Source organism: Enterococcus sp. DIV1411a (assembly GCF_050531945.1).
Classification (GTDB): Bacteria; Bacillota; Bacilli; order Lactobacillales; family Enterococcaceae; genus Enterococcus_B; species Enterococcus_B faecium.
In genome coordinates this window covers 1,283,321-1,309,665 of the sequence record NZ_CP172892.1, presented here as the reverse complement: position 1 = coordinate 1,309,665, position 26,345 = coordinate 1,283,321, and the positions used below count along the sequence as shown (strand labels likewise).

Genomic DNA, 26,345 nt, shown 5'->3' with positions numbered 1-26,345 from the left:
AATGAATGTTGAACAAAGTATCGCAAAAGACTTATTAGAAATTGAAGCAGTATTTTTAAATCCAAGTAATCCTTTTACATGGGCAAGTGGAATCAAAAGCCCAATTTACTGTGATAACCGAATCACGATGAGCTATCCAAAAGTCCGAAAAGAGATCGCAAAAGGATTAGCAAGCAAAATCAAAGAAGCTTACCCTGAAGTACAAGTGATTGCTGGAACTGCAACAGCAGGAATCCCTCATGCCGCATGGGTAGCGGAAATACTGGATTTGCCAATGGTCTATATTCGAAGTAAGGCGAAAGATCATGGGAAAGGTAACCAAATCGAAGGACGTATATTTGAAGGTCAGAAGATGGTTGTGATCGAGGATTTGATTTCTACAGGCGGAAGTGTCTTGGAAGCAGCTGAAGCAGCAAAAAGAGAAGGTGCGGATATCCTTGGTGTTGCGGCTATCTTTACGTATGAGTTGCCAAAAGGAAAAGCAAATTTCGAAAAAGCCGAAATCCCTCTTATGACGTTGACCAATTATTCTGTATTGATTGAAGCAGCTTTAGAAGATCGTTATATCGATGAGCAAGAATTAACTCTGCTAAAAGAATGGAAAAAAGATCCTGAAAATTGGCAGATTTAAGCGCGCTTGATGAAGATAGAGAAATCCGATTTGTGTCTCCAGAATCATCAATTGGAATAGCAAAAATCCAAAAACTGATTGCGAGAAGCATCTTTTCATCAGGTATGAAAAGAAACTTCTATCGTGATCAGTTTTTGATTTTTTTAAAATTCATTTTTCTAAGACTGGTTAGCAGAAAGAAGAGAATAATCTCTTCTCTTTTTTCTATTATATATAGATTTTCTCTATTTTTTGGTAAGGGAGCTGTTTCAAAAATGGTAAAGAGCGGAAATGTTGCGAATATCAGTTATTTAATGATATGATATTCGGAAAAAGAAATCTCAAAGGGAGGTAACTTTTATGGGGTTGAATGAATTTATTTTAGGATTGAACAATTTAGAGACGATCACAAGGGCACCTGGATTTTTTAAATATACAGAGCATACAGTTGCAGCACATTCGTATCGTGTAGCATCTATTGCGCAAGTTCTAGGAGACATTGAAGAAGCGAATGGACAACCGATCGATTGGAAACTGCTCTATGAAAAATCATTGAATCATGACTACACAGAGCGTTTTATTGGTGATATCAAAACGCCGGTGAAATACGCAAGCAAAGAGTTAAGAGGGATGCTGCAAACAGTTGAAGAAAAGATGACGGACGAATTCATCAACCAAGAGATTCCAGCTGAGTTCCAAGAAGTTTATCGCCGTCGGTTGTTCGAAGGAAAAGATGAAACCGTAGAAGGAGAACTATTAGCCATTTCAGATAAGGTTGACCTTCTTTATGAATCTTTTGATGAAATCATCAAAAATAACCCGGAAAAAGTTTATAAGGAGATGTTCATTGAGGCAGTGACTACGATTAAAAGCTTTGAACATCGGCCTTCTGTTCAGTATTTCTTTAAAGAGATATTTCCGGAACTATTGAACCAGGAATTTTATGGAAAAGAGGCGTTTTTAGAAACCGTCTCAACGATTGTAAAGAAAGAAGAAAAATAAAAATGATATGAGATGCAGGGGGAAGTATAGTTGAAAAAGAATATGGATGTCGAATGGGGCTATTCTGGAGACAAAGGTCCGGAAAATTGGGCGAGTTTATGTGATTGGTTTGCGAGAGGTGCGGAATTTCCATTGCAGTCGCCTATTCATTTGACCAAGGGGGAAGAAACCAAAATAGAAGGAGACACGCTTTCCTTTCATTATCAAAAGCAACGGTTTACTGACAAGGAATTCAAAAACACGATTCATTTAGTACCTTTTGACCAACTCAGTTATGTAGAGTTCAAGAAAGAACGCTATTATTTGACAGATATTCATTTCCACTTGCCTTCTGAACATATCATCAACGGAAAACAGGAAGATATTGAATTTCATTTTGTTCATATGAACAGCAAAAAAGAGAATCTAGTTGTGGGTGTCATGTACCAGCTAATGGTACAGGAAGGTTGGCTGTATAATCAAGAAAATGGGGAAAGTTGGAACTTAGAAAAACATGAGCATTGGGTAAATCCGGATGTGTTCTTTCCGGAGCAAAAAAGCCATTTCCATTATATTGGCTCATTGACAACTCCGCCTACCAGCGGGCCAATCCAATGGTTTGTAATGGATCATGTAGGAAAACTGAACCAAGAGTTTCTTCTCCCCTTCGATGGTCAGTATGCTCGACCGAACAACCGACCAATCCAGCCCTTGAATGGAAGAGAAATTTATTATTTCGAGGAGTTTGAGCAATGAATATTCAGCAGATGAAATACGTGGTCGCTGTAGCAAACAATGGTAGTTTCAGAGAAGCGGCAAAGAAAATGTTTGTCTCCCAGCCAAGTCTTTCAGCTGGTATCAAAGAATTAGAAACCGAGTTAGGGATAACGCTGTTTACTCGAACGAATCGAGGGGCATATTTAACAGAAGAAGGGCAAGACTTCTTAAATCGTGCCGAGAAAATATTGGTCCAGCTTGATACATTAGAAACTCACTATCTAACGAGTGAAAAGAGAGACAATTTTTCGATCGCTGCCCAGCATTATGATTTCTTAGGTCCTTTGACCGCACAGCTACTCGAGGAATTCAAAGACGAGATCAAACAATTTCGGATCATGGAGACGACAACAGCGAGAGTGATCGAAGAAGTCAAAGAGCAGCACAGTGAGATCGGCATTATTTATATGAATGAGCATAATCAAGCTGGTATCAGAAGATATTTACAACAAGGAGAGCTAAGTGGCCGCAGCATTGGAAAATTCAAAACGCATATTTTTTTAAGGCAAGGACATCCATTAGCTGAACACGCAGAGATCACCAAAGAAGAATTGTTATCTTATCCTCAGGTTCGTTTTACACAGGATGGAAATAATTTCCCGTATTTTTATGAAGACCTTATCGAGATCCCTGATCAAGAAACAGTGATTTATACGAGTGATCGAGGTACTTTGATGAATATCGTTCTTGAAACTGATGCTTACGCTTCAGGATCTGGTATTGTGATTGGAGGGATTCGCGAGCACTTGCGGTTAATCCCTTTGGCAGAAGGCGAACTAAATGAATTTTATATCATTTATTCGGCGAAACGTCCGCTCAGTGAAATCGCTCAAAGATTTATCAAAGAGCTTACTCGGTTACTGGACCAGCAGAGCTAAGAAAAGCAGATGAGAACGCTGTTTATTGAACACCGTTGATCAAAAAAGAGGGGTTGTGACAGAATTTTGTCACAACTCCTCTTTTTGTAGCAAACAATTTATAACTAATTGCTGTTGTGGGAAAGTACGCAAATATGATTCTAGAAACACTCATTGATTACCTGTTTTGTTTCATAGCTGTAATTTTTTCTTCTTCTGGTGTCACGATAATCGTCTTTTGGTTTTCATAAATAACATAACCAGGCTTGGCGCCATTTGGTTTTCGGATATGCTTTACCTGTACAAGATCAACCGGCACTTGGGCAGAGTATCGGTATTTTGAAAAATAGGCAGCTAACTCGGCAGCTTCTGTAATTGTTTCATCTGAGGGCTTGTCACTTTTAATGATGACGTGCGAACCGGGTATATTTTTTGCATGAAGCCAATAGTCGGTTTTTTTAGCTGTCTTCATTGTCAGCTGGTCATTTTGAAGATTGTTTTTACCAACAAGAATGAGCGTTCCGTCAGAAGAAAAGTATTGATCAGGCTGAGATGGTTTCTTACGTTTTTGTTTTTTTAAGTTCTTCTTTTTCAGGTATCCTTCTGAAGTCAATTCTTCTTTAATTGCTTCGATATCCATTGGGCCGGCAATTTCCAGTTGAGATAAGACAGATTCAAGATATTGGATTTCATCTTTGGCTTCTTGGATTTGTTCGCCAATCAGCTTAACAGCGTTCTTCAGCTTTTGGTATCGATGGAAATATTTCTGTGCATTTTGATTTGGTGTCAATGCCGGATCTAGTGCTATTTTGATTGGCCGATCTTCTTCATAATAATTAGGTAAAACAACTTCTTTTGCGCCGCGTGGTACTTGTGTCAGAAAAGTAGTAAGTAGTTCGCCATTTCTACGGTAATTCTCAGCGTTTTCGGATTCTTTGAGTGTTTGTTCACGTTTTTTCAATTTATTTTTATTTCGTTTTAGTTCATTTTCGATTTTTCGAATCAGTTCTCCGCCTTGTTGTTTTGCCCGATCTTTCTCTGCTTTTTCGTGATAATAGCTATCTAATAATTGACTGAGTGTTGGATAAGCTGTTACAGCAGATGCCTGTTCGGACAATACCTGATAAGCAATCGGTGTGAAAAAATCTTTATTTTCCGTTTCGTAAAAAGTAGGAATAGGCTGATGGCTGATGGCTGAGAAAAATTCGTCCCATACAACCATCTTTTCATTAGGACGTTCCAGTAATCTTTTGGTCAGCTCTTGAGCGGTATCGAAACCGATTCCCTGAAACTGACGTTGGATTGCTTTTGGATCTAGTTCAGTTTGGGAAAGCCGCTGAAAGATTTTTTCTTTCTCGGAGCTAAATGGGTTCAAGACCTCTTGTTTTGGCGGAGCAACATATTCTACACCAGGAAGCAAAGAACGATAAGTGTTTTGAGAGCTTCCAATGTGTTTGATCGCATCCAGTATTTTTCCAGTTTCTCGATTAACTAAGACGATCGTACTATGACGTCCCATTAATTCAACGATCAATATGATATTTTGTAGATCACCCAACTCGTTTCGTTTAGCAAAGTGGAAATGGATCACTCGATCATTTTCGATTTGTTCGATGTCTTCTAAAATAGCGCCATCCAAATATTTTCGAAGCATCATCACGAAGTTAGGCGGATTATCAGGATTCTGATAATCGATTTGGGTAATCTGTACACGAGCATAACTTGGGTGCGCAGATAATAATAATCGATGGTTTTTGCCGCGTGAACGAATCACCAGCACGATTTCATTTTCATAAGGCTGATGGATTTTCGAGATCCGGCCAGATAGTAACGTTTCACGCAATTCGTTGACCATCGCGTGGGTAAATACACCATCAAAGGACATGGTTCATTCCTCATTTCTTTTCATAAGTATATTCATTATAACGAAAAAAAGAAGAAAAACCAATTTGGCCGAATAGTAAAGCAAAAGTCTAGAAAAATCTTGGACTAATTACATAAAAAACAGTGTTTCTATCGTTGAAATCCAAATTTTTAGGTATAATAAAAAATAGGAGAAAAAGTAGAAAAGAAGGTGTTTGTTATTTGGGAAGTAGTTAAATCGAGAGTACAAGAAATGAATGAACATTTCTCAGTGTCATTCGCAGAAAATCCAAGTAAGTATTTTCGACGTCTTGTTTTTCTGCTCATCTTATCATTGCTGTTAACAGTTGCAATGTTTTTATTGCCGGAAAAAATCCGAGAAGAGCAAGTAAATAGTCTCGTTTATTCGTCCATACCAACCAGCAAATTGAAACCTTTTGATTACAGCAAAGCTGATCAGAAAATCAAACAAAGCCGGGCGATATCGGTGATGTTCAGCAAACCGAACGGGAAAACCTATCAGGACATGCTTGATGTTTTTAATGATCCTGAGCTTATGGAAGAATTGAATCGACCGATCTTTTATTATCCGATCGTTTATGATGTACATGAACTGGAACAAAAATATAACATACGAACGGATGAAGTGACATTTATTTTCTTTGATGGAGGAAAAGAAGCAAATCGGATAACTGCGGGTAAGGGAGGAATAACTGATTTTGATAAGGAGTTGATCCCTGAACTGAATCGACTTCCGTTAGCCAATATCAAACAATTAGAAGAAGAATTGGATAGAACGGGAGTAACTTCCCAAAATTCCGAGATTGCTAATTGAGACATTGGCGCGATGAAACGGTGGGTCTATATAGCGCTATTTTTAATTATCAGAACAAGTGATGTTTGATCTTCAAAATAACAAATAAAAAATTAAAAAATATAGTTGACGAAATTCAAAAATTCGATTAGACTTAAATCAATTCTTAAGGAAAGGGTGACCTGTAATGAACTTATCAAAACGTATTTCAGCAGAAAACAAAAAAAATTGGCGCAGCTGGCGTAGATAAGTTGTATTAATGGTGAGACTTTCCCATAGATACAACTTTTTAGAGTGCATTTCTAAAGCTTGTATCTATGCTAGACATGAACATTGACTGCCGCATAGATTAGAATCTATGCGGTTTTTTGTGTAAAGACAATGACCGCTTTGGCCATTGTCTTTTTTTGTAGACTGGATACTTGCCTGATTATAATAAATAAAAAGATTGACTTTGCAGGAGGAAAAAAATGAAAAACAAACGATTAATAACAGTTGTAGTAATTATTTTAGTTTATTTAGCAGGTGCATTTATTTATGGAAAAGCCTCAGGCGAAAAAGAAAGTACTTCGACGAACCAGACAAAAAAAACAACAGTTGTTGGGGTATTGCAATACGTGAGCCATCCGGCATTAGATGAGATTTATCGAGGAATCAAAGATGGTCTGAAAGAAGAAGGATTAAAAGAAGGAGAAAATCTTGAGATCAAATTTCAAAATGGACAAGCCGATCAGAGCAAGCTAGCCACAATGAGTCAACAGCTAGTACAATCTGATCCAGATGCCTTGATTGGAATCGCAACACCTGCCGCTCAATCATTAGCAAACACGACTTCATCGATCCCAGTTGTGTTAGGTGCTGTAACGGATCCTGTGGGGGCTGGATTAGTCGCTTCTTTAGAGAAACCTGGTGGTAATGTAACAGGTGTTTCTGATCAGCCGCCTGTTACTTCACAAATCAAGCTTGCTTCTGATTTGTTGCCAAATGCAAAAAAAGTCGGAATCTTGTATGCTTCTTCAGAGGATAATTCAAAATACCAAGTAGCACAAGCAGAAGAAGCTGCAAAAAAAGAAGGGTTAGAATCAGTAAAATATGCGGTGCCTTCCACTAATGAGATTGCACAAACGGTTCAAGTGATGAGCCGACAAGTCGATTTTATCTATGTTCCATTAGATAATACCATTGCCAATGCGATGCAAACAGTGGTAAAAGAAGCAAACAAAGCAAATATCCCCGTCATTCCATCTGTGGATACAATGGTGGAACAAGGTGGACTAGCAACAATCGGGATCAATCAATATCAATTAGGGCTTCAAAGCGGTAAGATGGCGGCAGAACTTGCGAGTGGAAAAGAAAAACCGGAAACGACGCCTGTTTATACATTTGATCAAGGGGATACAGTGATCAATCAATCTCAAGCTGATCGCTTAGGAATCATTGTTCCCCAATCGATGAAGGAAAAAGCCAAAATCATTACAGATGACTCGCAGCAAGAAACATCTAAGGAGGATGACAAATGATCGTATCGGCTATTTCACAAGGCATGCTTTGGGCAATATTAGGATTAGGGATTTTCATGACTTATCGGATCTTAGACTTTCCTGATATGACGACAGAAGGGTCCTTCCCATTAGGTGCTGCTGTCTGTGTGACAGCTATTACTCATGGGGTAGCGCCGATTGTAGCTACATTATTAGGCGTAGGTGCTGGCATGATAGCAGGACTCGTTACGGGGTTACTTTATACAAAAGGAAAGATACCGGTTATTTTAGCAGGGATTTTAGTGATGTCAGGATTGAACTCAGTTATTTTGTTTGTGATGCGAACACCAAATCTTTCTTTATTGAATCATCCGATTCTACAAGACAGCTTCCATCGCTTTGGGTTACCTGATTACTTTGACACAGTCCTTCTTGGCTTCATCTCTTTGGGCATCTTGATTGCTGTACTGCTATTCTTCTTCAATACAGATTTGGGTCAAGGCTATATTGCGACAGGAGACAACGAAACGATGGCTCGGTCGTTAGGGATAAAAACCGATCGTATGAAAATTTTAGGTTTAACTTTGTCGAACGGTGTCATTGCATTATCCGGTGCGCTGATTGCCCAGAACGACGGATATGCAGATGTAAATAAAGGGATTGGCGTAATCGTCATCGGTCTTGCTTCCATCATCATCGGTGAAGTGATCTTCCAAGAATTGACGCTAGCAGAAAGATTGATTGCTATTGTTGTCGGCAGTATCATTTATCAGCTATTGATTTTAGTAGTAATCAAACTAGGGTTTGACACGACTTATCTGAAGTTGTTCTCCGCTATCATCTTAGCTATTTGTCTGATGATCCCGCAATTGAAGAAAGCACTGAACTTAAAAACGGGTTTTGAGAAGGAGGCATAGTAATGACTGATATATTGACAATCAAAAATGGCAGAAAAGTCGTAAACAATGGAATGAATGAAGAGAAAGTACTATTGGATGAAATTAACCTTACAATCAGAGAAGGGGACTTCATCACTGTCCTTGGCGGGAATGGTGCTGGAAAAAGCACACTGTTCAATACGATCGCTGGTACGCTTCAACTCAGTCAAGGATCGATCTCTTTTAAAGATCAGCTGATCACAAAAGATTCAGAAGAAAAAAGAGCACGATTCCTTTCTCGAGTTTTCCAAGACCCCAAGATGGGAACGGCTCCTCGGATGACAGTAGCAGAAAATTTGCTACTTGCACAAAAAAGAGGTCAAAAACGGAAATTCCGTTTACGTAACTTGAAAAATCAAAAAGAAGATTTTTTCAGACTATGTCAAGAAGTCGGTAATGGCCTAGAGCAACACTTGGATACTCCAGCGGGTGAATTATCTGGTGGTCAACGCCAAGCATTAAGCTTGCTGATGGCGACGATCACAGCTCCTGAGTTACTATTATTAGATGAACATACTGCAGCTTTAGATCCTAAAACAGCTAAAGCATTAATGCGATTAACAAATCAGCGGATCAATGAACAAAAATTGACTTGTCTCATGATCACGCATCGAATGGAAGACGCCTTGAAATACGGAAATCGTCTGATCGTACTCCAAAAAGGGAAAATCGTTCAAGATATTTCTGAAAAAGAAAAGCAACATTTGACAATGGGCGACCTTTTGCAGTTCTTTGAAGAAGTAGTGGATTGATTTCGACAGAAAAATTCCTTTCAGTAGAAGGACTTGAAAACTCATTGACATCTTCCTTTGATTCATCCTATACTTAAAACAATAAACAATTAAACATATTTGGGTGTTTTGTAGGATCACGTAGTCAATGATTTTAACAATTAAATAGAATATTCTTTGCTCTGACAAGTAAACGATGAGAAAAGAATTTGCTACTTTGCCACCTAGACGTTTCGTACTTTTTCGTATCAAACGCTAAGTGGCTTTTTTTATTGAAGTAAGAACAAAGGAGGAATAAGATGATTTCTGGACAAACCAAATTAGCTGGGCTCTTTGCTGATCCGGCTTCTCACAGTTTATCCCCATTGATGCACAATACTGCTTTTGAAGCAAACAACATCGATGCGGTGTATTTAGCTTTCCAAGTAAATCCAATGAATTTGAAGCAAGCAGTCGAAAGTGTTCGAACTTTTGATATGTTAGGTGTAAATCTTTCGATGCCGAATAAAACAGCGGTTATTCCTTATCTGGATGAGGTAAGCCAGGAAGCGCAATTGATCGGAGCAGTGAATACGATCGTGCACGAAAAAGGTCGTTTGATTGGCTATAATACCGATGGTGCGGGCTTCATGCAATCCGTGCAAGAAGCTAGGATTTCGATCAAAAAGAAAAAAATGACTCTACTGGGAGCTGGAGGTGCAGCAAAGGCAGTCACTGTTCAAGCAGCGTTAGACGGCGCTGAGGAAATCGTAGTTTATAAACGAAACAACAAAACATTCGCTCAAGTAAAAGAAACATTCGAACAACTCAGCTATCGAACTTCTTGTAAGATAAAAGTTCGTGACTTTGCCGATACGCATCAATTAAGAAAAGACTTGAAAGAAAGCTGTCTTCTAGTCAATGCAACAGATATCGGGATGGGAAAGAAAATCAATCAGTCACCGCTCTTAGATATAAGCATGATGCATGAGAATCTAGCGGTTTTTGATTTGATTTATGCACCTAGAGAAACACGTTTATTAAAAGAAGCAAAAAAAGTAGGAGCAAAAGGATACAATGGACTTGGCATGTTGATCTACCAAGGAGCAATCGCGTTTGAATTATGGACAAAGGAAAAGATGCCGATCCATGTGATTGAAAAGCTGTTTGATTAAAAAAGGATAATAGATAAAGATCTTTTATTCTCGCATAAACGGTCTCAAGAAAAGTAATCCTTTATGTATCGAAGCATTTATTTCGTTATTTTTTATTAAATTATCAAAAAATGATAGGCTTTTGTCGATTGGTTATCGTATCCTTTATTTATCAGTAAGAAACGAGGAGGAACCACAATGAGTCGGATGGATCGCTATAAGGACATCCATAAGAAGGCGAAACCTCTGAAGCGGGATACGGGGAGTATTTTTGCTAGAAGAGAACGAAAACGAACGCGTATGGAAAATGAGGAAGATGCTACCCGTATTTATGAAAGAGAGCAGCATTCATTTGAACATTTGAACCAATACGAGCAACAGATATACAGAGATGCACCAAGAGCAGAAGAACAACAAAAAAATAAAAAATTTTTCAATCGGCAAAAGAAGAACAAACCGTTAAAACCTCGAAGAAAGCGATCGTGGAAAAAAATCATTCTATCGATTTTGCTTGTTTTGATCCTTTATTCAGGTATCTCATTTTTTATTGGTAAATATGTAGCTGAACATGACACAAGCTTAGAGGCAGCGACTTCAGAAACCTTTCATGGGCAAAAAGCGACGAATGGTGCGCATAATATTTTGATCCTTGGAAGTGATACACGCGGAGAAGATGCCGGGCGAGCCGATACGATCATGGTCTTACAGTTGGATGGTCCTTCCCATAAGCCGAAACTGATTTCTTTTATGCGTGACAGCTTCGTTACGATCCCAGGGGTAGGACAAAATAAGATCAATTCAGCTTATGCATACGGAGGAGCCGATCTAGTGCGTCAAACTTTAGTAGAAAATTTTGGAATCGATTGTCAATACTATGCGAAAGTCGATTTCAAATCGTTTGAAAAAGTGATCGATGCCTTATTCATGAACGGAGTGAAGATCGATGCAGAAAAAGATCTGAATCTGGATGGTGTAGATATTAAAAAAGGGGTCCAGAAGATGGATGGACATGTTCTTTTGCAGTACGCACGTTTCCGAATGGATGAACAAGGAGACTTTGGCCGTGTCAGACGCCAACAGCAAGTAATGAACGCTATTTTCAGCCAATTGAAGAATCCATTGAATCTGATCCGTGCACCTTATGCAGCTGGTAAAGCTTTAGGATATACATCCACAGATGTCACTGCTTGGTTCTTGACGAAAAACCTCTTTTCGATTGCACGAGGAGCTGGTGGCATTGATCGAATAAGTGTGCCAGTAGACGGTTCGTGGAATTATGGGCAAAGTGATTATGCTGGCAGTATTCTTGAAATTGATAATCAAATGAATCAATCTGCTATTACAGATTTTTTGAATAAATGATCATAAAAAAGATCAAGAAGAAGCTGCGCAAGGCTTTTGTCATGAATCAATCAAACGATTCACTCGTAAAAAACGCTTTCTTATGGTAGATTTAACCAAGAGAGGAGCTGTTTACATTGGATATCTATCTGAACTTCAAAAATGAGTCGCGTGAAGCCATCGCTTTTTATGAAAAAGTTTTTCAGACTGAAGCATCAGGTATCACCACATACGGTGAAATGCCTGGAATAGAACAAATGAACTTGCCAGAAGAAGCAAAAAATCTAATCACGAATGCACGGCTGAACATTTATGATACATTAGTTATGTTTGCAGATACGCCAGAAGGAATTGGTCCTGAATTAGTTGTGGGAAATAATGTTTCTTTAGTCATCCAGACAAGAAATGAAGAAGAAACGAAGCGCCTATTTGAAAGCTTAGCTGAGGGTGGTAAGATTGAGATGCCACTGGATGCTGTTCCGTGGGCTCAATTGTATGGGATGGTAACTGATCGATTTGGCATCAACTGGCAGATCAACCAAGAGTGACAGCTAAAGATGAATATTTTTTGGAAACATCATGCAGCAAACGGAACATCGTTTGTTTGCTTGATGTTTTTTGTGCCTATTTCGACTATACGGTATCTTTTTTTTATTGCCAGATGCGAAAATATGTTCCATAATAGAGAAGTCCGCAAAAATCAAGTAACGGAGGTCAGAAGATGAAGACGGTGATACTAGCTGAAAAACCTTCACAAGCAAAAGCCTATGCCGAAACCTTCCAACAGCGAAAGCGACATGAAGGGTATTATGAAATCAGCGATCCATTGTTTGCTGGTGAAGTAACCATCACTTATGGTTTTGGACATTTGGTAGATATGGTTGCTCCAGGAGCTTATGAAGAGCGTTGGGCAAAATGGTCGTTAGAAAATTTGCCTATTTTCCCAGAAACCTTCCGTTACGAAGTTCCAAGGGACAAACGTACACAATTTTCGATCGTAAAACGAGAGTTACAGTCAGCTGATACCATCATTATTGCAACAGATGGTGATCGAGAAGGTGAAGCCATCGCGTGGTCGATTATTCGACAAGCAAACGCATTTTCTAAGGAAAAGAACTATTTACGTTTGTGGATCAATTCTCTTGAAAAAGAAGCAATCTATGATGGTTTTAAGAATCTTCAACCTGGGAAGAACTATTTTCCAAAATATAAAGAAGCGCAAGCAAGGCAGAACGCTGATTGGCTGATTGGAATGAATGGAAGTCCATTATATAGCTTGCTACTTCAACGAAAAGGGATTGATGGCAGTTTTTCTCTTGGTCGTGTACAAACACCGACACTCTATATGATTTATCAGCTGCAAGAAGAAATCAAACACTTCAAAAAAGAAACGTACTTTGAAGGAGAAGGTTTAATTACGACAAACAAAGGGCAGTTTTCTGGAAAAATCGTACCAAAAAAAGCATTTAAAACCCAAGAAGAGTTAACGAAGGAAATAGAAAAACTTGGAGCGCATTTAGGTAAGCAAAACGGACGGATTCTTGAAGTTACGAAAAAGGAAAAGAGGTTGCATAGTCCACGTTTATTTTCGCTATCTAGTTTGCAGACAAAGATGAATCAGCTAATGAAAGCAAGTGCCAAAGCTACACTTGATGCTGCTCAAGGATTGTACGAAAGCAAGTTTCTAAGCTATCCAAGAACGGATTCTTTTTACATTACAGAAAATGAGCATCAGTATCTGGTTAAACATCTGCAAAATTATAAAAAAATTTTAGGAATAGAAGAAGTACAGACAACTGAGATCAAAGCAAAGAAACGATATGTCGATGCGAAAAAAGTTCAAGAACATCATGCAATTATTCCGACAAAGACGATTCCGACTCCTGGACGCTTTGCGAAGCTTTCCAAATTACAGCAAGCAATCTATTTGCAAGTTTTGCGCACTACTGTGGCTATGTTTGCTGCAGATTATATCTACGAAGAGACGATTGTAATGACGGGCGTACAGCAATTAAAGCTAAAAAGCATCGGAAAGATCCCATTACAGCAAGGTTGGCAGGAAACCTTACGCATCAAGTCAAAAAAGAAAGAAGCTCAGACTCTTCCTCCTATCGTAGAAAATGAAGAAGCAGAAGTAGAACTGAAAAGTATGGAGAAAGAAACACAACCTCCAAAACCCTATACCGAAGGAACGTTGATCACAGCAATGAAAACTGCGGGAAAAACGCTGGATAATGATGAAGCGCAAGAAATTCTCAAAGAAGTAGAAGGAATAGGGACAGAAGCTACACGAGCCAATATCATTGAAAATCTTAAGCAGAAGCATTACATCGAAGTCAATAAAAACGAAATAACTGTTACGCCAAAAGGAATCACTCTTTGTAAGGCAGTAGCCAATGAACCATTACTGACGAGCGCAGAAATGACTGCGCGCTGGGAAGGGTACTTGAGAAAAATTGGTAAACAAGAGGGGACACCATCTGTTTTTTTAGAGAATATCAAAAAATTCATCCTACATTTATTAGCAGAAGTTCCTAATCAAATCGACAAGGTAGACTTTTCAGATGAGATTAGCGGGACACGTCAGATAAAAGCGATGGAGAAGAAAAACGATCAATTAGGAAGATGTCCAAAATGTAAAAAGGGAATAGTCATGCTTTATCCTAAAATCGCTACATGCTTGAATCCGGAATGCGACTTCAAATTGTGGCCAACAGTAGCTAAAAAGAAGCTGACTAAAACGAATCTCAGAGATTTGCTTTCAAAAGGAAAGACAAGTAAAGTTGTCAAAGGTTTTACTGGTAAAAAAGGGAAATTCGATGCAGTTTTAGTATTAAAAGAAGATATGACAATCGGTTTTTCTTTTCCATGGATCGAAAACAGTGGAACAAAAGAAGTTGATGGAAACAAAGAAACATCAAGAAAAAATAATGAAAACGAAGTAGAGTAAATGAAACAGTGAAATAGCGGAATATTTATTCCGAAAAGTGAGAATATAAATACCAATAAAACTAAAAAATATCAGTGAATCAAGCAAAAATGTTGGGGTAGGCTGATTTTATATAGATAGCAAGGAGTTTTTTTATTTGAAAAAAGTGCATTCATTTTTAAATTATCTTATGGGAGCAATCACGATTGTGGCTGTGTACCAAGCATTTCTAAAGTATCCTGATTACGGGACGAAGTTGTTGTCATTGACGCACAATCAAACAGCATATTCACCAACGTTGATTTTATCGACTTTGACTGCAGGAGCTAAAAGCGCTACTTATTTTTTTCATAAAACGACAAGCATGCTAAAGCGAAAGAAACAGCGAAAACAATTGTTGATGGTGGTAGCGGCTATGATCATTATTTATTTTCTACCAGTTATTACACAAGTATTTCATCAATATTTTGGTTAAGAATACGAGAGTTTGTGACAAAAGTCATGTCACAAACTTTTTTCTTTGTCATTTTTTCGTAAGAAAAATAAAAATAAAAGTATATACATTGATTAAATGTATATACTTGGATATAATGTACTTACTATAGAATGAGAATGGTATAGAGGGTGGCGAAATATGAAAAAAATGAAAAAGTATAAAATTAGAAAATCTGGCAATAGCGATGTGACAACTATCCCACCAGAAGTAAAAGAATTTATGGGTGTGCAGACAGGTGACGCAATCAGTTATGTTTTTCAATCTGATGGTTCTGTACGAATGATCAAAGCACAAGAAGAACCTGATATTGATTCATTAGTTGATTCGATCATGAATCAATATGAAGACGCGTTAAAAGATTTGGTTGATTTATGAGGTATCTTTCGTCTAAAGAAATCATTAAAATCAACGCGAAAGTTATTTTACGTCACTCGCCAGGCGAAATGATCGGTGTAAAAGATGCAAATGCATTAGATATGGCCGTCAAACAGCCTTCACAAGCAGTATTCAATCAAGAACTCTATCCCGAAGTCTATGAAAAAGCGGCGATTTTAGCAATTAATTTAGCTAAAAAACATCCTTTTCATAATGGCAATAAACGAACTGCTCTTGTTGCCATGTTGTTGTTTCTTCAATTGAATAATTGTCCAGTTGCTTTTTCTCGTCAAGAAGCTGTTGATTTTATCATAATGATTACCACTAGTTCATTGGATTTCGATTCACTAAAGTCCAAGATAACCAATTATTTACGACAAACCGCAATAAAATGAACGAATTAAAAACTTTATTTCTCAATTAGATCAGCATGTCATTAAGGAATATGCTGATTTTTTTATGGTTAATCATACAAAATAGTTTTTTCATAAAAATATGGAAAATATGGATTAATTTTGAAATAATTGATTTAAAAGGAATACAAAAGAGTGAATAGTAGGAAATAGTGGTTTAGAACTAGTGGACTGGTTTTTTATATATTTTAGTTTACATAATATATATTATACAAAGTAGATTCAAAAAATGATAAACCTCTCTCGAACGGTTTTTTATCAAAAATCGTCATTTTTCCATCAAAATCTGCTTATGCAAAATTATAAAAAAATTTTGCAGTTTTTCTTACTTTTTTTGTCGTTTAATTGAATGATAAAAACCAGTTTCTTTATTCAGTTAATCAAATATGAACGAATTAGATATGAATCATTGTATTTGCCGTTGCAGAAGGATTTTTTAATTAACCACAGATAAACATTGATAACGATTCGCTTATTGTAATCAACAGATTAAATTTCATATGTTCATATGTACGGATACATTTTTGGACCGATTAATTTTAACCATTCTGTTTATTTGCTTACCTATTAGATATCAATAAAAAACTGCTTAACAGCTATTTCAGCTGTTAAGCAGTTTTAGGATTTTTAGTTCATATTCATTGTTTCTTATAATACAGTGTTCAATACTTCTCTTAAAGCACTTGTTGATTTGCTGAACATTGCTTTTTCTTCTTCGTTGATTGATAATTCAACAACTTCACGAACACCATTTTCGTCAACGATTGATGGCACACCTGTAAAGATATCTTTTTCGTCGTATTCACCAGTTAAATAAGCAGATACAGGCAATACAGCTTGTTCGTTATTCAAGATAGCTTTTACGATACGTGCAGTACTCATACCAATACCATAGTAAGTTGCTTTTTTACGATCAATGATCTCATAAGCAGCATTACGGACTTTATCAGCAATCACATCTAATTCATCTTGGGCAATACGATGGTCTTTTTCTACAATTTCAAACACTGGTTTACCACCGACAGTTGTATGTGACCATGCAGCAACTTCTGAATCACCATGTTCACCTAAGATATAGCCGTGGACGCTGCGTGGGTCAACTTTTAATTTCAATGCGATTTCTTTACGGAAACGAGTTGTATCCAATGTTGTTCCAGTACCGATAACACGTGATGTTGGCAGACCAGATTCGTTCCAAGCGATATATGTCAAAATATCTACTGGGTTTGAAGCAACAACGATAATACCGTCGAATCCTGATCCCATGATTTCTTTTACGATTTGGCGCATGATTGACGCATTTGTTTTAACTAAATCTAAACGAGATTGACCAGGTTTTTGGTTGATACCAGCTGTGATAACAACGATATCAGCATCTTTACACTCTTCATAGCCACCTGACCATACAGCCACATTTTCATCGCCCCAAGCCATACCATCTAAAAGGTCCAATGCTTCCCCTTCTGCTTTTTCTTGATTCACATCGATCAATACTAATTCATTAGAGATTCCTTGGTTGATCATTGCATAAGCGATACTTGTTCCAACAAAACCTGTACCGACGATTACTACTTTACGACTTGTTTTTTTCATGAATAAACAGCTCCTTTTCATAACTATTTGTTACTTTCATAAAAAGTATAGTCTTGTTTATTCATTTTATCAACATGTTAATTATAATAGTTGTTATTATAATTTTTGATGGAAACGAATTCCTGAATACGCATAACAGATAAATGACAAATGTTTACACCTATATCCCCTGATAATACAACCAAAAGTTTAGAACTGAAAATAAATCCAAAAAAAATTCGCTGCAACGATATAATAAGACAGCAACCGCACCTAAAACAATTTTCCTTCATATGCTTTAGTGAAAGATTTTCTTCTTAATGTTTATTTCTCCATTCATTGGGAGTACATGTTGAATACTTCTTGAATAATTTGAATAAAGAAGTCGTTTGTTTATATCCGATACGATTAGCGATTTCTTCCAACGAAAAACTCGTTTCTTGAATCAGTTCCAACGCAAAGTCGAATTTTTTATTTAGAACCAGTTCTTGAAAGGAAGCATCAAAATACATTTTCAATTTATTACTAAGATAGACCGGATTGTAGCCAAAATGAGCTGCTGTTTCTTTTAACGTACAAGAAGTAAAATGCTTATCGATATAATCTAATACTCTAAGCATCTCATTTTCTGCGCATCCATCTGTTGATGAAAAGCTTTGTTGTTCTAATAAATGAGTCAATTCGATCAGTAATAGTGATGTATAGAGATTTAACGAACGGATCTTATGACTGTATGTATCAAAATAAATCAACAGCATATTTTCAATCAAATGCGTCAAACGACTTGTTTTTCCGCCGCGAAAATGAATGAATTGTGTATGTTCCCCTTTTTCTTTTGATGCATTGATCAAAAAAGAAGAAAGTAGATTATTTGTGCTTGCCAAATGATTCAATATCTCTGTAGATAAGGTTTCTTCTTTTAATAAGATGTTGATTAAAATATCCTCTTGCCCTGTGTATTCGATTCTTTGAGTAGCTTCTTTATCAATGATCACCACGTCACTTTCTTCCATCTCTATCCTTTCTCCATTGATAATTTGTAAACATGTACCGCTATACATATAATTGATTTCAACAAAATCATGTGTATGCTCGGGAACTTCCGCATATCGACGGTGTTTACTGATATGAATATTTCCCTGTTGAAATAGATCTCCTCGGTGGATTTTTGGCGGTGTCTGAAGATGGTAAGCTAAGTTTAAATCATTGATATTCATTCCTTGTTCACGCTGCAGAGTTTCGATTGATTCTTCGTTACGCAAAAAAGTGTCTAATTCAGCTAGTTCCAATTGACTCCCTCCTTTTTGTAAGTGGTTTCTTTCGCTTATTAGTTTACGCTGTACTGCTATTATATGCAAAGCTATTTTTGGTTTCATAAAGACTTTCTATGGTTGGGACATGAACTTCCTGTGATTCCGCTATTGAGAGAATAACCACTTCATACTATATTTTTGATAAGCGCTTACAAAAATGAAAGGAACATGCTTATGAATAAAAAGATGATGAAATTTTCTCTGCTGTCAGTCTCTCTTATTCTGACTTCTGCTGGTGCAGTCACGTCTGCAATTCCCAGTATGTCAGCTACTTATGTCACGCGTTCTTTATCTGCTGTTGAATTATTAACGACTGCTCCCTCCTTTATGGTCACTATTTTTGTTTTGATTAGTAGTTTTATTGCTAGGAAAATCGGACAAAAACAAACTGTGATCATCGGATTAGTGATTGCATCGATTTGTGGTATCCTCCCCCTCTTCTCACAAAGTTACAGTATTGTCTTAGCTTCAAGAGCTGGACTAGGTATTGGCTTTGGATTGATCAATTCTTTGGCAGTCAGCATGATTGCTGCCTTTTATCACGGAGATGAACGAGCCTCTATGATTGGTTTTCAAAGTGCATTTCAAGGATTTGGTGCAGCTTTAATGACATTTGTTGCAGGACAGCTAGTACAGTTAGGTTGGCAATATACCTTTTTAATCTACGCCATCAGCTTACCTATTCTTGTCTTGTTTGTTTTGTTTGTTCCTACACCTGAAACAACTGAACTTCAATCACATGGCACAGCCCCAACAAGACAAGTTATCAAAACGAATCCTAAAATGATTAGTTATGGTATTTTTCTCTTGCTGGTCATCGTGGTATATAATGCTGTATCGATTAAATTAGCCACAGTCCTGACGACTTATTCTCTAGGAAACGAAACTAATGCAGCGAATATCTTAACAATCATGCAATTGGCAAGTATGGCTGCCGGAGTTTGTTTTGGCTGGCTTCAGACAAAAGCACATCGCTATATGCTTACACTTTCTTTACTACTGATGGGAATCGGCTTTGTATTGATTGCCACTGTGATAAACCTGTATGTGATTGGGTTTGGTGCGATCCTAACAGGAATTTCTTTTTCGTTATTCATTCCTTACTTATTCAACCAAGTAAGTATCCAAGCGCCCAAGCACGCGGAGAGTTTCAATACTTCAATCTTATTGGTTGGCGCTAATTTAGGTACTTTCATTGCACCATATGGTTTGCTCTTTCTCTCTTTTGCTTCTCTTGGGAGTAAAACACTTGCTGTTTTCGTCAATGGCAGTATCTTGCTGTTGATTAGCGCGCTTATTAGCCTTCTAGTAGTACACAGGACGAATAGAAAGACAGTGATAAGAGTAGATGAAGAAATAAAAGAACAATTGACAACAAAATAAATTTGATGGAGGTCGTGTAAAATGACAAATGAAAAACATAAAGATAGATGGCTTTGGTATCCTGGAGACTTTGAGATCCGCCATGGACTGCTACAAAATTTCCAACGGGAAGAACGAGGTTTTGACTGGCCAGCGTACTGGTACATGGATGATTGCCATCGGAACGTCAAGTTTAAGAGATATTACTTTCTTGATCAACCTTCCATGTTTAAAGTGACGATCCAAGGAGTTGGGTATGTAGAAATTAATGGACAAAAACATCCATGTGGAAAATGGCTGACTTGTCCAGCTGGTAAAGCAAAAATTCGTATCTTTGTAGGACATACATCAGGGCTACCAGCGATGTTTATCGAGGGAGACGAAGTAAAATCAGATATTGGCTGGACAGCAAGTAATTTTATTGAAGAATATCCAGCTGGCTGGAGTCCGCTTTATGTCGATATCGCAAAAGACCCAAATCAAATCTATTATCAAAAAGAATGCGTCCATCCAGTCACTGAAACGGAGACTGGCGGAGGAATCTTATTCGATTTTGGGCGAGCAGTGAATGGCTGTGTAGAACTAATATCTCTGGATGACCACATCGAATCTATCACTCTATGTTATGGAGAGTCCGATGTAGAAGCTATGGATATCGATTATTGCTACTATAAGCAAATAGGAATGACAAGAAAAATGAAAGCTCGTAAACGCGCTTTTCGCTATTTGTTTATACCAGAGGTTTCTACTGGAATGGTTCAACTTCAAGTTTTTCATGAATTTTTATCTCTTTCGAAACAAGCTGCTTTTTCAAGCGATTCTTCTTTACTGAATCAGATCTGGTCAGTATCAGAAGAAACCTTCAAGTTATGTAGTGATTTGTTTTTTATCGACGGTATCAAACGAGATCGCTGGATTTGGTCTGGAGATGCGTATCAATCATTCATGATCAATCAATATCTTTTTTTTGACGAGGAAATCAATAAACGAACGATATTAGCATTAAGAGGACAAAATGAAATCAAGCAGCATATGAATACTATCGTTGACTATTCGATCTTGTGGTTGATTGGTATCGAAAACCACTATATGATGACGAAAGACTATGAATTTTTACGCATCGTCTACCCTAAGATGCAATCATTAATGAGATACTTGATGGAGCAAACGAATGAATTAGGGTTTATTTATGGGAGAGCAAAAGATTGGATATTTATTGATTGGTCTGAAATGGATAAAGAAGGAACGCTTGCTGCAGAACAAGTCTTATTACTGAAAGCCTATCATTCCATGATCACTTGCGGAGATATCTTAGCTGAAACATATGGAGAGAACGAAAATTATCATACTCATCTCTATCAAGAAAAATATCAACTATTGAAACAAAACCTATTTGACTACTTTTGGGATGAAGAACTTGGCGCTTTTATCGATTGCTATGAATCTGGGAGAAGAAATGTGACGCGTCATGCGAATATTTTCGCTGTTTTATTCGATTTTGCTAACAAAGACCAACAGCAATCGATCTTAAAGAATGTCTTATTGAATGACACTATCACACAGATTACTACTCCATATTTCAAATTCTATGAACAAGATGCTTTATGCAAACTCGGACAGACGAATATCGTCTACCAAACGATTCTTGATTATTGGGGAGGGATGTTATCTCATGATGCGGTAACTTTCTGGGAAGAATACGACCCTACTCAAACAGGAAATGAAAAGTACAGTATGTATGGAGATCCTTATGGAAAAAGCTTATGCCATGCATGGGGAGCAAGCCCAATCTATCTTTTAGGACGCTATTTTATCGGTTTGTATCCAACAAAGCCAGGTTATGAAGAATTTATGATACAACCTAATCTAGATTCATTTGAAACACTGAATTGTACGCTACCTATCAAAGATGGAAAGATTTCGCTTGAAAAAACAAAAGATAAGATCGTGATTACTTCTGATAGAACAGGCGGAACAGTGAAAATGAATGGTAAAAGTTATCCTCTTCTAGCAAAACAGCCACTTGTCTTAACAAGCTATTCAAAAATAAATGCATAAAACAAAAAACTGCTTGCGACATATCAGAAGACTTTAAATCTTCTTCTGATATTGTCCAAGCAATTTTTATTTTGAAGTTTACTTAATTCTGTTCTTTAGAAACAATGTTTGTTCTTTTTCCGGCAAAAAGAAAGCTAGATAATACGACAAGTAAAAAGAAAGCGATGATTCCAACTGTCAAGGCCATTTGACCGTATTCTCCTAGTTTCCCAAGTACAAGTCCTGGTACTAGATAATCAGTATCGGCAAATGTAGAAGAAGCGATTTTAAGATCTCCTAATACTGGAAGGATAAATAATGGCAGCCAACTAATCAATAAGCTATTGAAAGCAGAACCTAATACCGCCCCTCTTCTACCGCCAGTCGAGTTGCCGAAGACACCAGAAGCAGCTCCGCAGAAGAAATGTCCTACTACCCCAGGAATGATAACTGTAGTTTGCAAGCCTATCATAGCAAACATGGATAGTGTTCCTACAAAGAAGCTAACAAAAAAGCCAATTAATACAGCATTAGGTGCATATGGAAAAACGATAGGAACATCTAATGCTGGTTTAGAATCGGGTACGAGTTTTTTAGCAATCCCTTGGAATGCTGGAACGATTTCTGCCAATACCATTCGAACCCCTTGAAGGACGATAACAAACCCAGCTGTGAATGTTCCAGCTTGGATCAGTGCAAAGATTACAGCGTTGTCTCCATTGCTTAGTTCTCTTTCAACAAATCCAGGACCAGCTAACAAAGCAAGTGCGACATATACGATTGACATCAAGAGCATGATCGATACAGTAGAATCTCGCAAAAAGCTGAAACTTTTAGGAATCTTTATGTCCTCTGTAGAACGGTCTTTGTTTCCAAAAAACTTTCCGATCCATCCACTAGAAGCATAACCGATATTTCCGGTATGCCCTAACGCAACTTGATTGTTTCCAGTGATGTTCTTCATAAACGGTTGACAAAGAGCAGGCGTAATAGTTAATAGTGTTCCTTCGAAGACCCCGCCTAATAAGATCATCCACAAATTTGCAGTAAACCCCGCGCTTACTAAAATGACTGCTGTTAGACAAGAAACATAAAGCATTGCTTGACCTGTAAGAAAAATGAATTTATATCTTGTGAACCGAGCAAGTAAAATATTCACGATCATCCCTACTAGCATGATCAAAGCAGTAGGTGTACCGTATTGTTGCAAAGCAATCGCCACTACTGCTTCATTGCTAGGAACTACTCCTTGAGTATGCAGAGCTGTTTGGAACATCGAAGCAAAAGGGGTTAGTGAATTACTGATTAGACCAGCACCGCCGATCAGTACTAGGAATCCGACAAATGTTTTGATAGTTCCTTGGATCACTTCTGAAAATTTCTTCTTCTGAAGAACGAGACCAAGCAGTGCAATCAAAGAAACGAGGATGGAGGGCTGACTGACGATTGACACAAACAAATTCAATAATTTATCCATTGATAGTTCCTCCCTTGAATCATTTTTATTCTTTTGACAAGATCTTCGTTACTTTTTCTTTTACTTCTTCGCTGTCAATGATCGATTGCAAAGGTACGAGCTTTTCATCAGGTATAGAAGTTAGCGTATCTTTCAAAGAATGCTCAATGAAGAAATAATCAGCCATATCGCTAGATACACTTCCAACATCCGTATGACTTACTTCAAACTCGTCCACATCTGCTCCAAGATCTGCAAGTGCTTGTTTGATGTTCATCTCTACCATAAAACTTGTTCCTAATCCACTTTGACATACTGCAAAAATTTTCATATCATTCATCTCCTTTTCTTATGATCGCTAATATTTCTTCTTTTGTTGATGCGTGTAATAAATCTTGAAGATTTTGTTTATTAGAAAGTAGCTTTGTTAAATTTGCCAACGCCCGAAGATGCGCCTCATTATCGATAGCAGCTAAACAGATAAACAAACTAATGGGATGGGCAGGATCATCAAGCAGATCCACAGGTTGTTGAAGTTTCAGCAAAGACATCCCTACTTCATTTACGCCATCTTCTGGACGAGCATGAGGTAATGCAATGTGGTCGCCAATATGGATAAACGCACCATACTGCTCCACGCGCTCAATCATAGCTTTGATATAACTTTCTTCTATTTTATTTTCTGATAATAGCGGCTGTGCGGCAAATGTGATTGCTTCTTGCCAGTTTTTTGGTTGATCCGATAATTGGATCATTTCTTCTGTTAATAATTCAGATAGCATAGGACGTTGATCCTCCTTCTTTTCTAAAAGTTTGTTCATTTTACGATTTAATACTTGATAGAGCTTTTCTTCGTCTACGCCTTCTTTTAATTCGATATAAGGCAGTAGCGCCGACAACAATTCTTGGGCAGAAGGCATTGAAAATCCTGGTATCAGCCAATCTCTTTGTACTTGATTGATCAGCTGATTTTTTTCCAAGTCAGTCATGATTGGATGCAGAACATAGAGAGACTTTTTCTTATCAGTAAGTATGAGAGGTACAGTAGAAAAAATAATATCGTAAGAAGTTTCGTCAACCTCGTGTAAGCGGTCAGCTGAATTAGTCTCTGTAAAAAAGATCATCGGGAATAATTGCTGAAGTTCACTTTTTAAGATCAATGAAGAGCTAATGCCACTTGGACAGACGATCACGGCTCTTATTTTTCTATTTCTTTCTTCTGCGTCCGCTTTTCTGATCTCTCCGCCAAATAGTATAGTGAAAAAACCAATCTCTTCTTCAGGGATGCTCTTCCCTATTCGTCTTTCTAACGGAAGTAATGCTTTTCTTGTCATTTCGTAGATGGAAGCATATTGATGCTTAATTTGATCGATCATCACATTAGGTAAATAAAAAGAATAGGAAATACGAAAATAGGCAGGGACCAAGTGATAAAAGACATTCATCAATAATTCACGAAACGAATCAAATTCTACGGCCATCAGGAATTCCATGCGATGGATGACTTCTGAAGAACATTCCAGCAAAAAATCAAGTGCAGGCTCCTGGACATCTCCTTCAACGATCGATGCTAAGCAAAGAGAGAAAAATATAATCTCCGAATTTTGATGTTCGGAATAGCCAAGGCCAGTCAATACTTGTCGACTAATGTCAGTGACTGCAAGAGAAGCCAACAGTTCAGCATCTTTTACCAGTTCCATGGATGTTTTTCCAATTCGAATGGTTGTCAAACTCAAATAATAAGCTAATTCATCCATTCGATTTGGTGCGAATCGAAGATCTGATAGTGAAATCGTTTTATCTAGCAAATCTCTAACTTTGGCGTAATAATCAATGGAAAGGGTTGCGGTTAAATACGTGAGCCCAAATCTTCCAGCAAGTGACTGCATCAAACGAGCAGTGCGATTTTTTGCTTCTCTTCTTAATATTGCTTCTGACCCTAGCAGCCTAAAACCAGTTTTCCTAGTATACGACAGCTGACAATCTTCCACTTCTAATTCATTTCTTATCTTTTTGATATCTGACAGGACTGTCCCTTTAGAAACCTGAAGAAAATCTTGAAAATGAAAAACAGAAACAGACGTTGCAGTCGAATAAACCATCAAATAAAGAAGATCTCTTCGCTCTTGTTCGGTATACACAGCTTCAAATCGAGTAATATCCAAAAATTTTTCTGCCCAGTCGATTGCTCGGAATTTCTTTATACGGATATGGGTATCATCCACATATTCGGCAAAAGGAGTTAATTGTTTGATCGCCTCGCTTGTATTTACTTCGATGATCTCTGCTGCTTTTTCTAGACTGATTTCTCTTGGTGTTTTCAGGAGATAACTAATTTTGTAGTTCACAGCGCTGTTCACCTCCTACTTATATTCTAGTATGGTAGCGCTTTTAAATCGAGGGGTGTTTGGTACAACTTACAGTTGGATTTTTTTTACGACTGTACCGAACGACTTCTATCGAATGGATACAGAAAAAAAGCAGGTGACCAAATGTCTCCTGCTTTTATGAATTGATTTCGTCCGATCAATGATGATCATGTTTATTTTTTGAGGTCAGTTCTTCAAATTTTTCTTTGACATCTTCAACCGCTTTTTCGATATCTTTTTCAAAGTGATTGGGCTCATTAGGCTTTGTTTCCTCTTCTACAGAATTTGAACCAGATAAAGCTGTTTCTTTATTTTCTGTTTCACCAGAGTTTGTGCCAGCTAATGATTCTTCTTTGTCTTCTGTTTCACCAGAATTAGTTCCTGCTAAAGCCACTTCTTCTTCTGTTTTAGGGGCCATTGAACCTCTTAATCGTTTGTGTTTTTCACCGTCATAATTTGTCATGTTGGTTCCTCCTAGTAGTTCTATACTTTTTCAT

General features: G+C 37.5%; 25 protein-coding genes. 18 read left to right on the top strand and 7 right to left on the bottom strand.

Annotation, left to right across the window (positions count from 1 at the left end; translation table 11 throughout):
* Position 1: 1 nt before the first annotated feature.
* Genes pyrE through IGJ87_RS06290 form a run of 5 tightly spaced genes read left to right on the top strand, consistent with a single transcriptional unit; the run spans position 2 to position 3,246 of the window.
* Positions 2-631 (top strand): orotate phosphoribosyltransferase, encoded by a 630-nt coding sequence (pyrE, locus tag IGJ87_RS06310; RefSeq protein WP_002288884.1) that lies wholly within the window; start codon positions 2-4, stop codon positions 629-631.
* Entirely contained in the window at positions 619-933 is a 315-nt protein-coding gene (locus tag IGJ87_RS06305; RefSeq protein WP_002288892.1) for a hypothetical protein, read from the top strand. The genes pyrE and IGJ87_RS06305 overlap by 13 nt, the downstream gene beginning before the upstream one ends.
* Positions 934-970: 37 nt before the next feature.
* Positions 971-1,612 (top strand): YfbR-like 5'-deoxynucleotidase, encoded by a 642-nt coding sequence (locus tag IGJ87_RS06300; protein WP_002288886.1) that lies wholly within the window; start codon positions 971-973, stop codon positions 1,610-1,612.
* Positions 1,613-1,654: 42 nt separating this feature from the next.
* Positions 1,655-2,347, top strand: coding sequence for a carbonic anhydrase family protein (locus IGJ87_RS06295; RefSeq protein WP_002321477.1), 693 nt, complete (start codon positions 1,655-1,657; stop codon positions 2,345-2,347).
* Positions 2,344-3,246 carry a LysR family transcriptional regulator gene (locus IGJ87_RS06290; protein ID WP_002288888.1) on the top strand — a complete coding sequence of 301 codons (903 nt, stop codon included), beginning with the start codon at positions 2,344-2,346 and terminating at the stop codon, positions 3,244-3,246. Before IGJ87_RS06295 ends, IGJ87_RS06290 begins: the two co-directional genes overlap by 4 nt.
* 157 nt (positions 3,247-3,403) lie before the next feature.
* On the opposite strand, the gene efbA is transcribed toward IGJ87_RS06290, so the two are convergent.
* On the bottom strand, positions 3,404-5,110 hold the full coding sequence (gene efbA, locus IGJ87_RS06285) for a fibronectin-binding protein EfbA (protein ID WP_002295863.1): 1,707 nt from the start codon (positions 5,108-5,110) through the stop codon (positions 3,404-3,406).
* Positions 5,111-5,299: 189 nt separating this feature from the next.
* Between efbA and IGJ87_RS06280 the strand changes: the two genes are divergently transcribed.
* From IGJ87_RS06280 to IGJ87_RS06230, 11 genes are all read left to right on the top strand, one after another.
* On the top strand, positions 5,300-5,923 hold the full coding sequence (locus IGJ87_RS06280; RefSeq protein WP_002295864.1) for a hypothetical protein: 624 nt from the start codon (positions 5,300-5,302) through the stop codon (positions 5,921-5,923).
* 449 nt (positions 5,924-6,372) lie between these two features.
* Complete coding sequence (gene trpX / locus IGJ87_RS06275) at positions 6,373-7,422, top strand: tryptophan ABC transporter substrate-binding protein (protein WP_002289632.1); 1,050 nt, start codon at positions 6,373-6,375, stop codon at positions 7,420-7,422.
* Positions 7,419-8,300, top strand: coding sequence for an ABC transporter permease (locus tag IGJ87_RS06270; RefSeq protein WP_002289631.1), 882 nt, complete (start codon positions 7,419-7,421; stop codon positions 8,298-8,300). Before trpX ends, IGJ87_RS06270 begins: the two co-directional genes overlap by 4 nt.
* Positions 8,301-8,302: 2 nt before the next feature.
* Positions 8,303-9,073, top strand: coding sequence for an ABC transporter ATP-binding protein (locus tag IGJ87_RS06265; RefSeq protein ID WP_002289629.1), 771 nt, complete (start codon positions 8,303-8,305; stop codon positions 9,071-9,073).
* A 278-nt stretch (positions 9,074-9,351) separates the two neighbouring features.
* Positions 9,352-10,206 carry a shikimate dehydrogenase gene (gene aroE / locus IGJ87_RS06260; protein ID WP_317726873.1) on the top strand — a complete coding sequence of 285 codons (855 nt, stop codon included), beginning with the start codon at positions 9,352-9,354 and terminating at the stop codon, positions 10,204-10,206.
* A 177-nt stretch (positions 10,207-10,383) separates the two neighbouring features.
* Entirely contained in the window at positions 10,384-11,547 is a 1,164-nt protein-coding gene (locus IGJ87_RS06255; RefSeq protein ID WP_002295866.1) for an LCP family protein, read from the top strand.
* Between the two features lie 116 nt (positions 11,548-11,663).
* The gene (locus tag IGJ87_RS06250; protein WP_002295867.1) at positions 11,664-12,074 is read left to right on the top strand and encodes a VOC family protein; all 411 of its coding nucleotides are present in this window, start codon (positions 11,664-11,666) and stop codon (positions 12,072-12,074) included.
* 173 nt (positions 12,075-12,247) lie between these two features.
* The gene (gene topB / locus IGJ87_RS06245) at positions 12,248-14,476 is read left to right on the top strand and encodes a DNA topoisomerase III (RefSeq protein ID WP_430609067.1); all 2,229 of its coding nucleotides are present in this window, start codon (positions 12,248-12,250) and stop codon (positions 14,474-14,476) included.
* 169 nt (positions 14,477-14,645) lie between these two features.
* The gene (locus tag IGJ87_RS06240; protein ID WP_002317704.1) at positions 14,646-14,930 is read left to right on the top strand and encodes a hypothetical protein; all 285 of its coding nucleotides are present in this window, start codon (positions 14,646-14,648) and stop codon (positions 14,928-14,930) included.
* 159 nt (positions 14,931-15,089) lie between these two features.
* On the top strand, positions 15,090-15,326 hold the full coding sequence (locus IGJ87_RS06235) for an AbrB/MazE/SpoVT family DNA-binding domain-containing protein (protein WP_002289715.1): 237 nt from the start codon (positions 15,090-15,092) through the stop codon (positions 15,324-15,326).
* Positions 15,323-15,721 (top strand): type II toxin-antitoxin system death-on-curing family toxin, encoded by a 399-nt coding sequence (locus IGJ87_RS06230; RefSeq protein ID WP_002338268.1) that lies wholly within the window; start codon positions 15,323-15,325, stop codon positions 15,719-15,721. Before IGJ87_RS06235 ends, IGJ87_RS06230 begins: the two co-directional genes overlap by 4 nt.
* Positions 15,722-16,387: 666 nt before the next feature.
* On the opposite strand, the gene IGJ87_RS06225 is transcribed toward IGJ87_RS06230, so the two are convergent.
* Positions 16,388-17,332 carry an L-lactate dehydrogenase gene (locus IGJ87_RS06225; RefSeq protein ID WP_002289717.1) on the bottom strand — a complete coding sequence of 315 codons (945 nt, stop codon included), beginning with the start codon at positions 17,330-17,332 and terminating at the stop codon, positions 16,388-16,390.
* A 296-nt stretch (positions 17,333-17,628) separates the two neighbouring features.
* The gene (locus IGJ87_RS06220; RefSeq protein WP_025478675.1) at positions 17,629-18,573 is read right to left on the bottom strand and encodes an AraC family transcriptional regulator; all 945 of its coding nucleotides are present in this window, start codon (positions 18,571-18,573) and stop codon (positions 17,629-17,631) included.
* A 192-nt stretch (positions 18,574-18,765) separates the two neighbouring features.
* On the opposite strand from IGJ87_RS06220, the gene IGJ87_RS06215 reads away from it, so the two are divergent.
* Complete coding sequence (locus IGJ87_RS06215; protein WP_256624758.1) at positions 18,766-20,007, top strand: MFS transporter; 1,242 nt, start codon at positions 18,766-18,768, stop codon at positions 20,005-20,007.
* Positions 20,008-20,028: 21 nt separating this feature from the next.
* Positions 20,029-22,044: a family 78 glycoside hydrolase catalytic domain gene (locus IGJ87_RS06210; protein WP_002324096.1), complete on the top strand. Its 2,016-nt coding sequence runs from the start codon at positions 20,029-20,031 to the stop codon at positions 22,042-22,044.
* Positions 22,045-22,126: 82 nt separating this feature from the next.
* Here the strand turns inward: IGJ87_RS06210 and IGJ87_RS06205 are convergent, their stop codons facing one another.
* The 4 genes from IGJ87_RS06205 to IGJ87_RS06190 all read right to left on the bottom strand — a co-directional run bounded on the left by IGJ87_RS06205 (position 22,127) and on the right by IGJ87_RS06190 (position 26,311).
* A complete protein-coding gene (locus tag IGJ87_RS06205) occupies positions 22,127-23,500 on the bottom strand; it encodes a PTS ascorbate transporter subunit IIC (RefSeq protein ID WP_002306740.1) in 1,374 nt (457 codons plus the stop codon).
* A gap of 25 nt (positions 23,501-23,525) precedes the next feature.
* Positions 23,526-23,810 (bottom strand): PTS sugar transporter subunit IIB, encoded by a 285-nt coding sequence (locus tag IGJ87_RS06200; protein ID WP_002286047.1) that lies wholly within the window; start codon positions 23,808-23,810, stop codon positions 23,526-23,528.
* 1 nt (position 23,811) lies between these two features.
* Positions 23,812-25,827 carry a BglG family transcription antiterminator gene (locus tag IGJ87_RS06195; protein ID WP_113787818.1) on the bottom strand — a complete coding sequence of 672 codons (2,016 nt, stop codon included), beginning with the start codon at positions 25,825-25,827 and terminating at the stop codon, positions 23,812-23,814.
* A 178-nt stretch (positions 25,828-26,005) separates the two neighbouring features.
* Entirely contained in the window at positions 26,006-26,311 is a 306-nt protein-coding gene (locus IGJ87_RS06190) for a hypothetical protein (protein ID WP_002286049.1), read from the bottom strand.
* Between the last annotated feature and the right edge of the window lie 34 nt (positions 26,312-26,345).

What these genes read in the sequence shown, in the direction of transcription:
- pyrE (WP_002288884.1), top strand. Translation starts at nt 2, where the DNA reads ATGAATGTTGAACAAAGTATCGCAAAAGACTTATTAGAAATTGAAGCA.
- IGJ87_RS06300 (WP_002288886.1), top strand. Translation starts at nt 971, where the DNA reads ATGGGGTTGAATGAATTTATTTTAGGATTGAACAATTTAGAGACGATC.
- IGJ87_RS06295 (WP_002321477.1), top strand. Translation starts at nt 1,655, where the DNA reads ATGGATGTCGAATGGGGCTATTCTGGAGACAAAGGTCCGGAAAATTGG.
- IGJ87_RS06290 (WP_002288888.1), top strand. Translation starts at nt 2,344, where the DNA reads ATGAATATTCAGCAGATGAAATACGTGGTCGCTGTAGCAAACAATGGT.
- efbA (WP_002295863.1), bottom strand. Translation starts at nt 5,110, where the DNA reads ATGTCCTTTGATGGTGTATTTACCCACGCGATGGTCAACGAATTGCGT.
- trpX (WP_002289632.1), top strand. Translation starts at nt 6,373, where the DNA reads ATGAAAAACAAACGATTAATAACAGTTGTAGTAATTATTTTAGTTTAT.
- IGJ87_RS06270 (WP_002289631.1), top strand. Translation starts at nt 7,419, where the DNA reads ATGATCGTATCGGCTATTTCACAAGGCATGCTTTGGGCAATATTAGGA.
- IGJ87_RS06265 (WP_002289629.1), top strand. Translation starts at nt 8,303, where the DNA reads ATGACTGATATATTGACAATCAAAAATGGCAGAAAAGTCGTAAACAAT.
- aroE (WP_317726873.1), top strand. Translation starts at nt 9,352, where the DNA reads ATGATTTCTGGACAAACCAAATTAGCTGGGCTCTTTGCTGATCCGGCT.
- IGJ87_RS06255 (WP_002295866.1), top strand. Translation starts at nt 10,384, where the DNA reads ATGAGTCGGATGGATCGCTATAAGGACATCCATAAGAAGGCGAAACCT.
- topB (WP_430609067.1), top strand. Translation starts at nt 12,248, where the DNA reads ATGAAGACGGTGATACTAGCTGAAAAACCTTCACAAGCAAAAGCCTAT.
- IGJ87_RS06240 (WP_002317704.1), top strand. Translation starts at nt 14,646, where the DNA reads ATGGGAGCAATCACGATTGTGGCTGTGTACCAAGCATTTCTAAAGTAT.
- IGJ87_RS06235 (WP_002289715.1), top strand. Translation starts at nt 15,090, where the DNA reads ATGAAAAAAATGAAAAAGTATAAAATTAGAAAATCTGGCAATAGCGAT.
- IGJ87_RS06230 (WP_002338268.1), top strand. Translation starts at nt 15,323, where the DNA reads ATGAGGTATCTTTCGTCTAAAGAAATCATTAAAATCAACGCGAAAGTT.
- IGJ87_RS06225 (WP_002289717.1), bottom strand. Translation starts at nt 17,332, where the DNA reads ATGAAAAAAACAAGTCGTAAAGTAGTAATCGTCGGTACAGGTTTTGTT.
- IGJ87_RS06210 (WP_002324096.1), top strand. Translation starts at nt 20,029, where the DNA reads ATGACAAATGAAAAACATAAAGATAGATGGCTTTGGTATCCTGGAGAC.
- IGJ87_RS06205 (WP_002306740.1), bottom strand. Translation starts at nt 23,500, where the DNA reads ATGGATAAATTATTGAATTTGTTTGTGTCAATCGTCAGTCAGCCCTCC.
- IGJ87_RS06200 (WP_002286047.1), bottom strand. Translation starts at nt 23,810, where the DNA reads ATGAAAATTTTTGCAGTATGTCAAAGTGGATTAGGAACAAGTTTTATG.
- IGJ87_RS06190 (WP_002286049.1), bottom strand. Translation starts at nt 26,311, where the DNA reads ATGACAAATTATGACGGTGAAAAACACAAACGATTAAGAGGTTCAATG.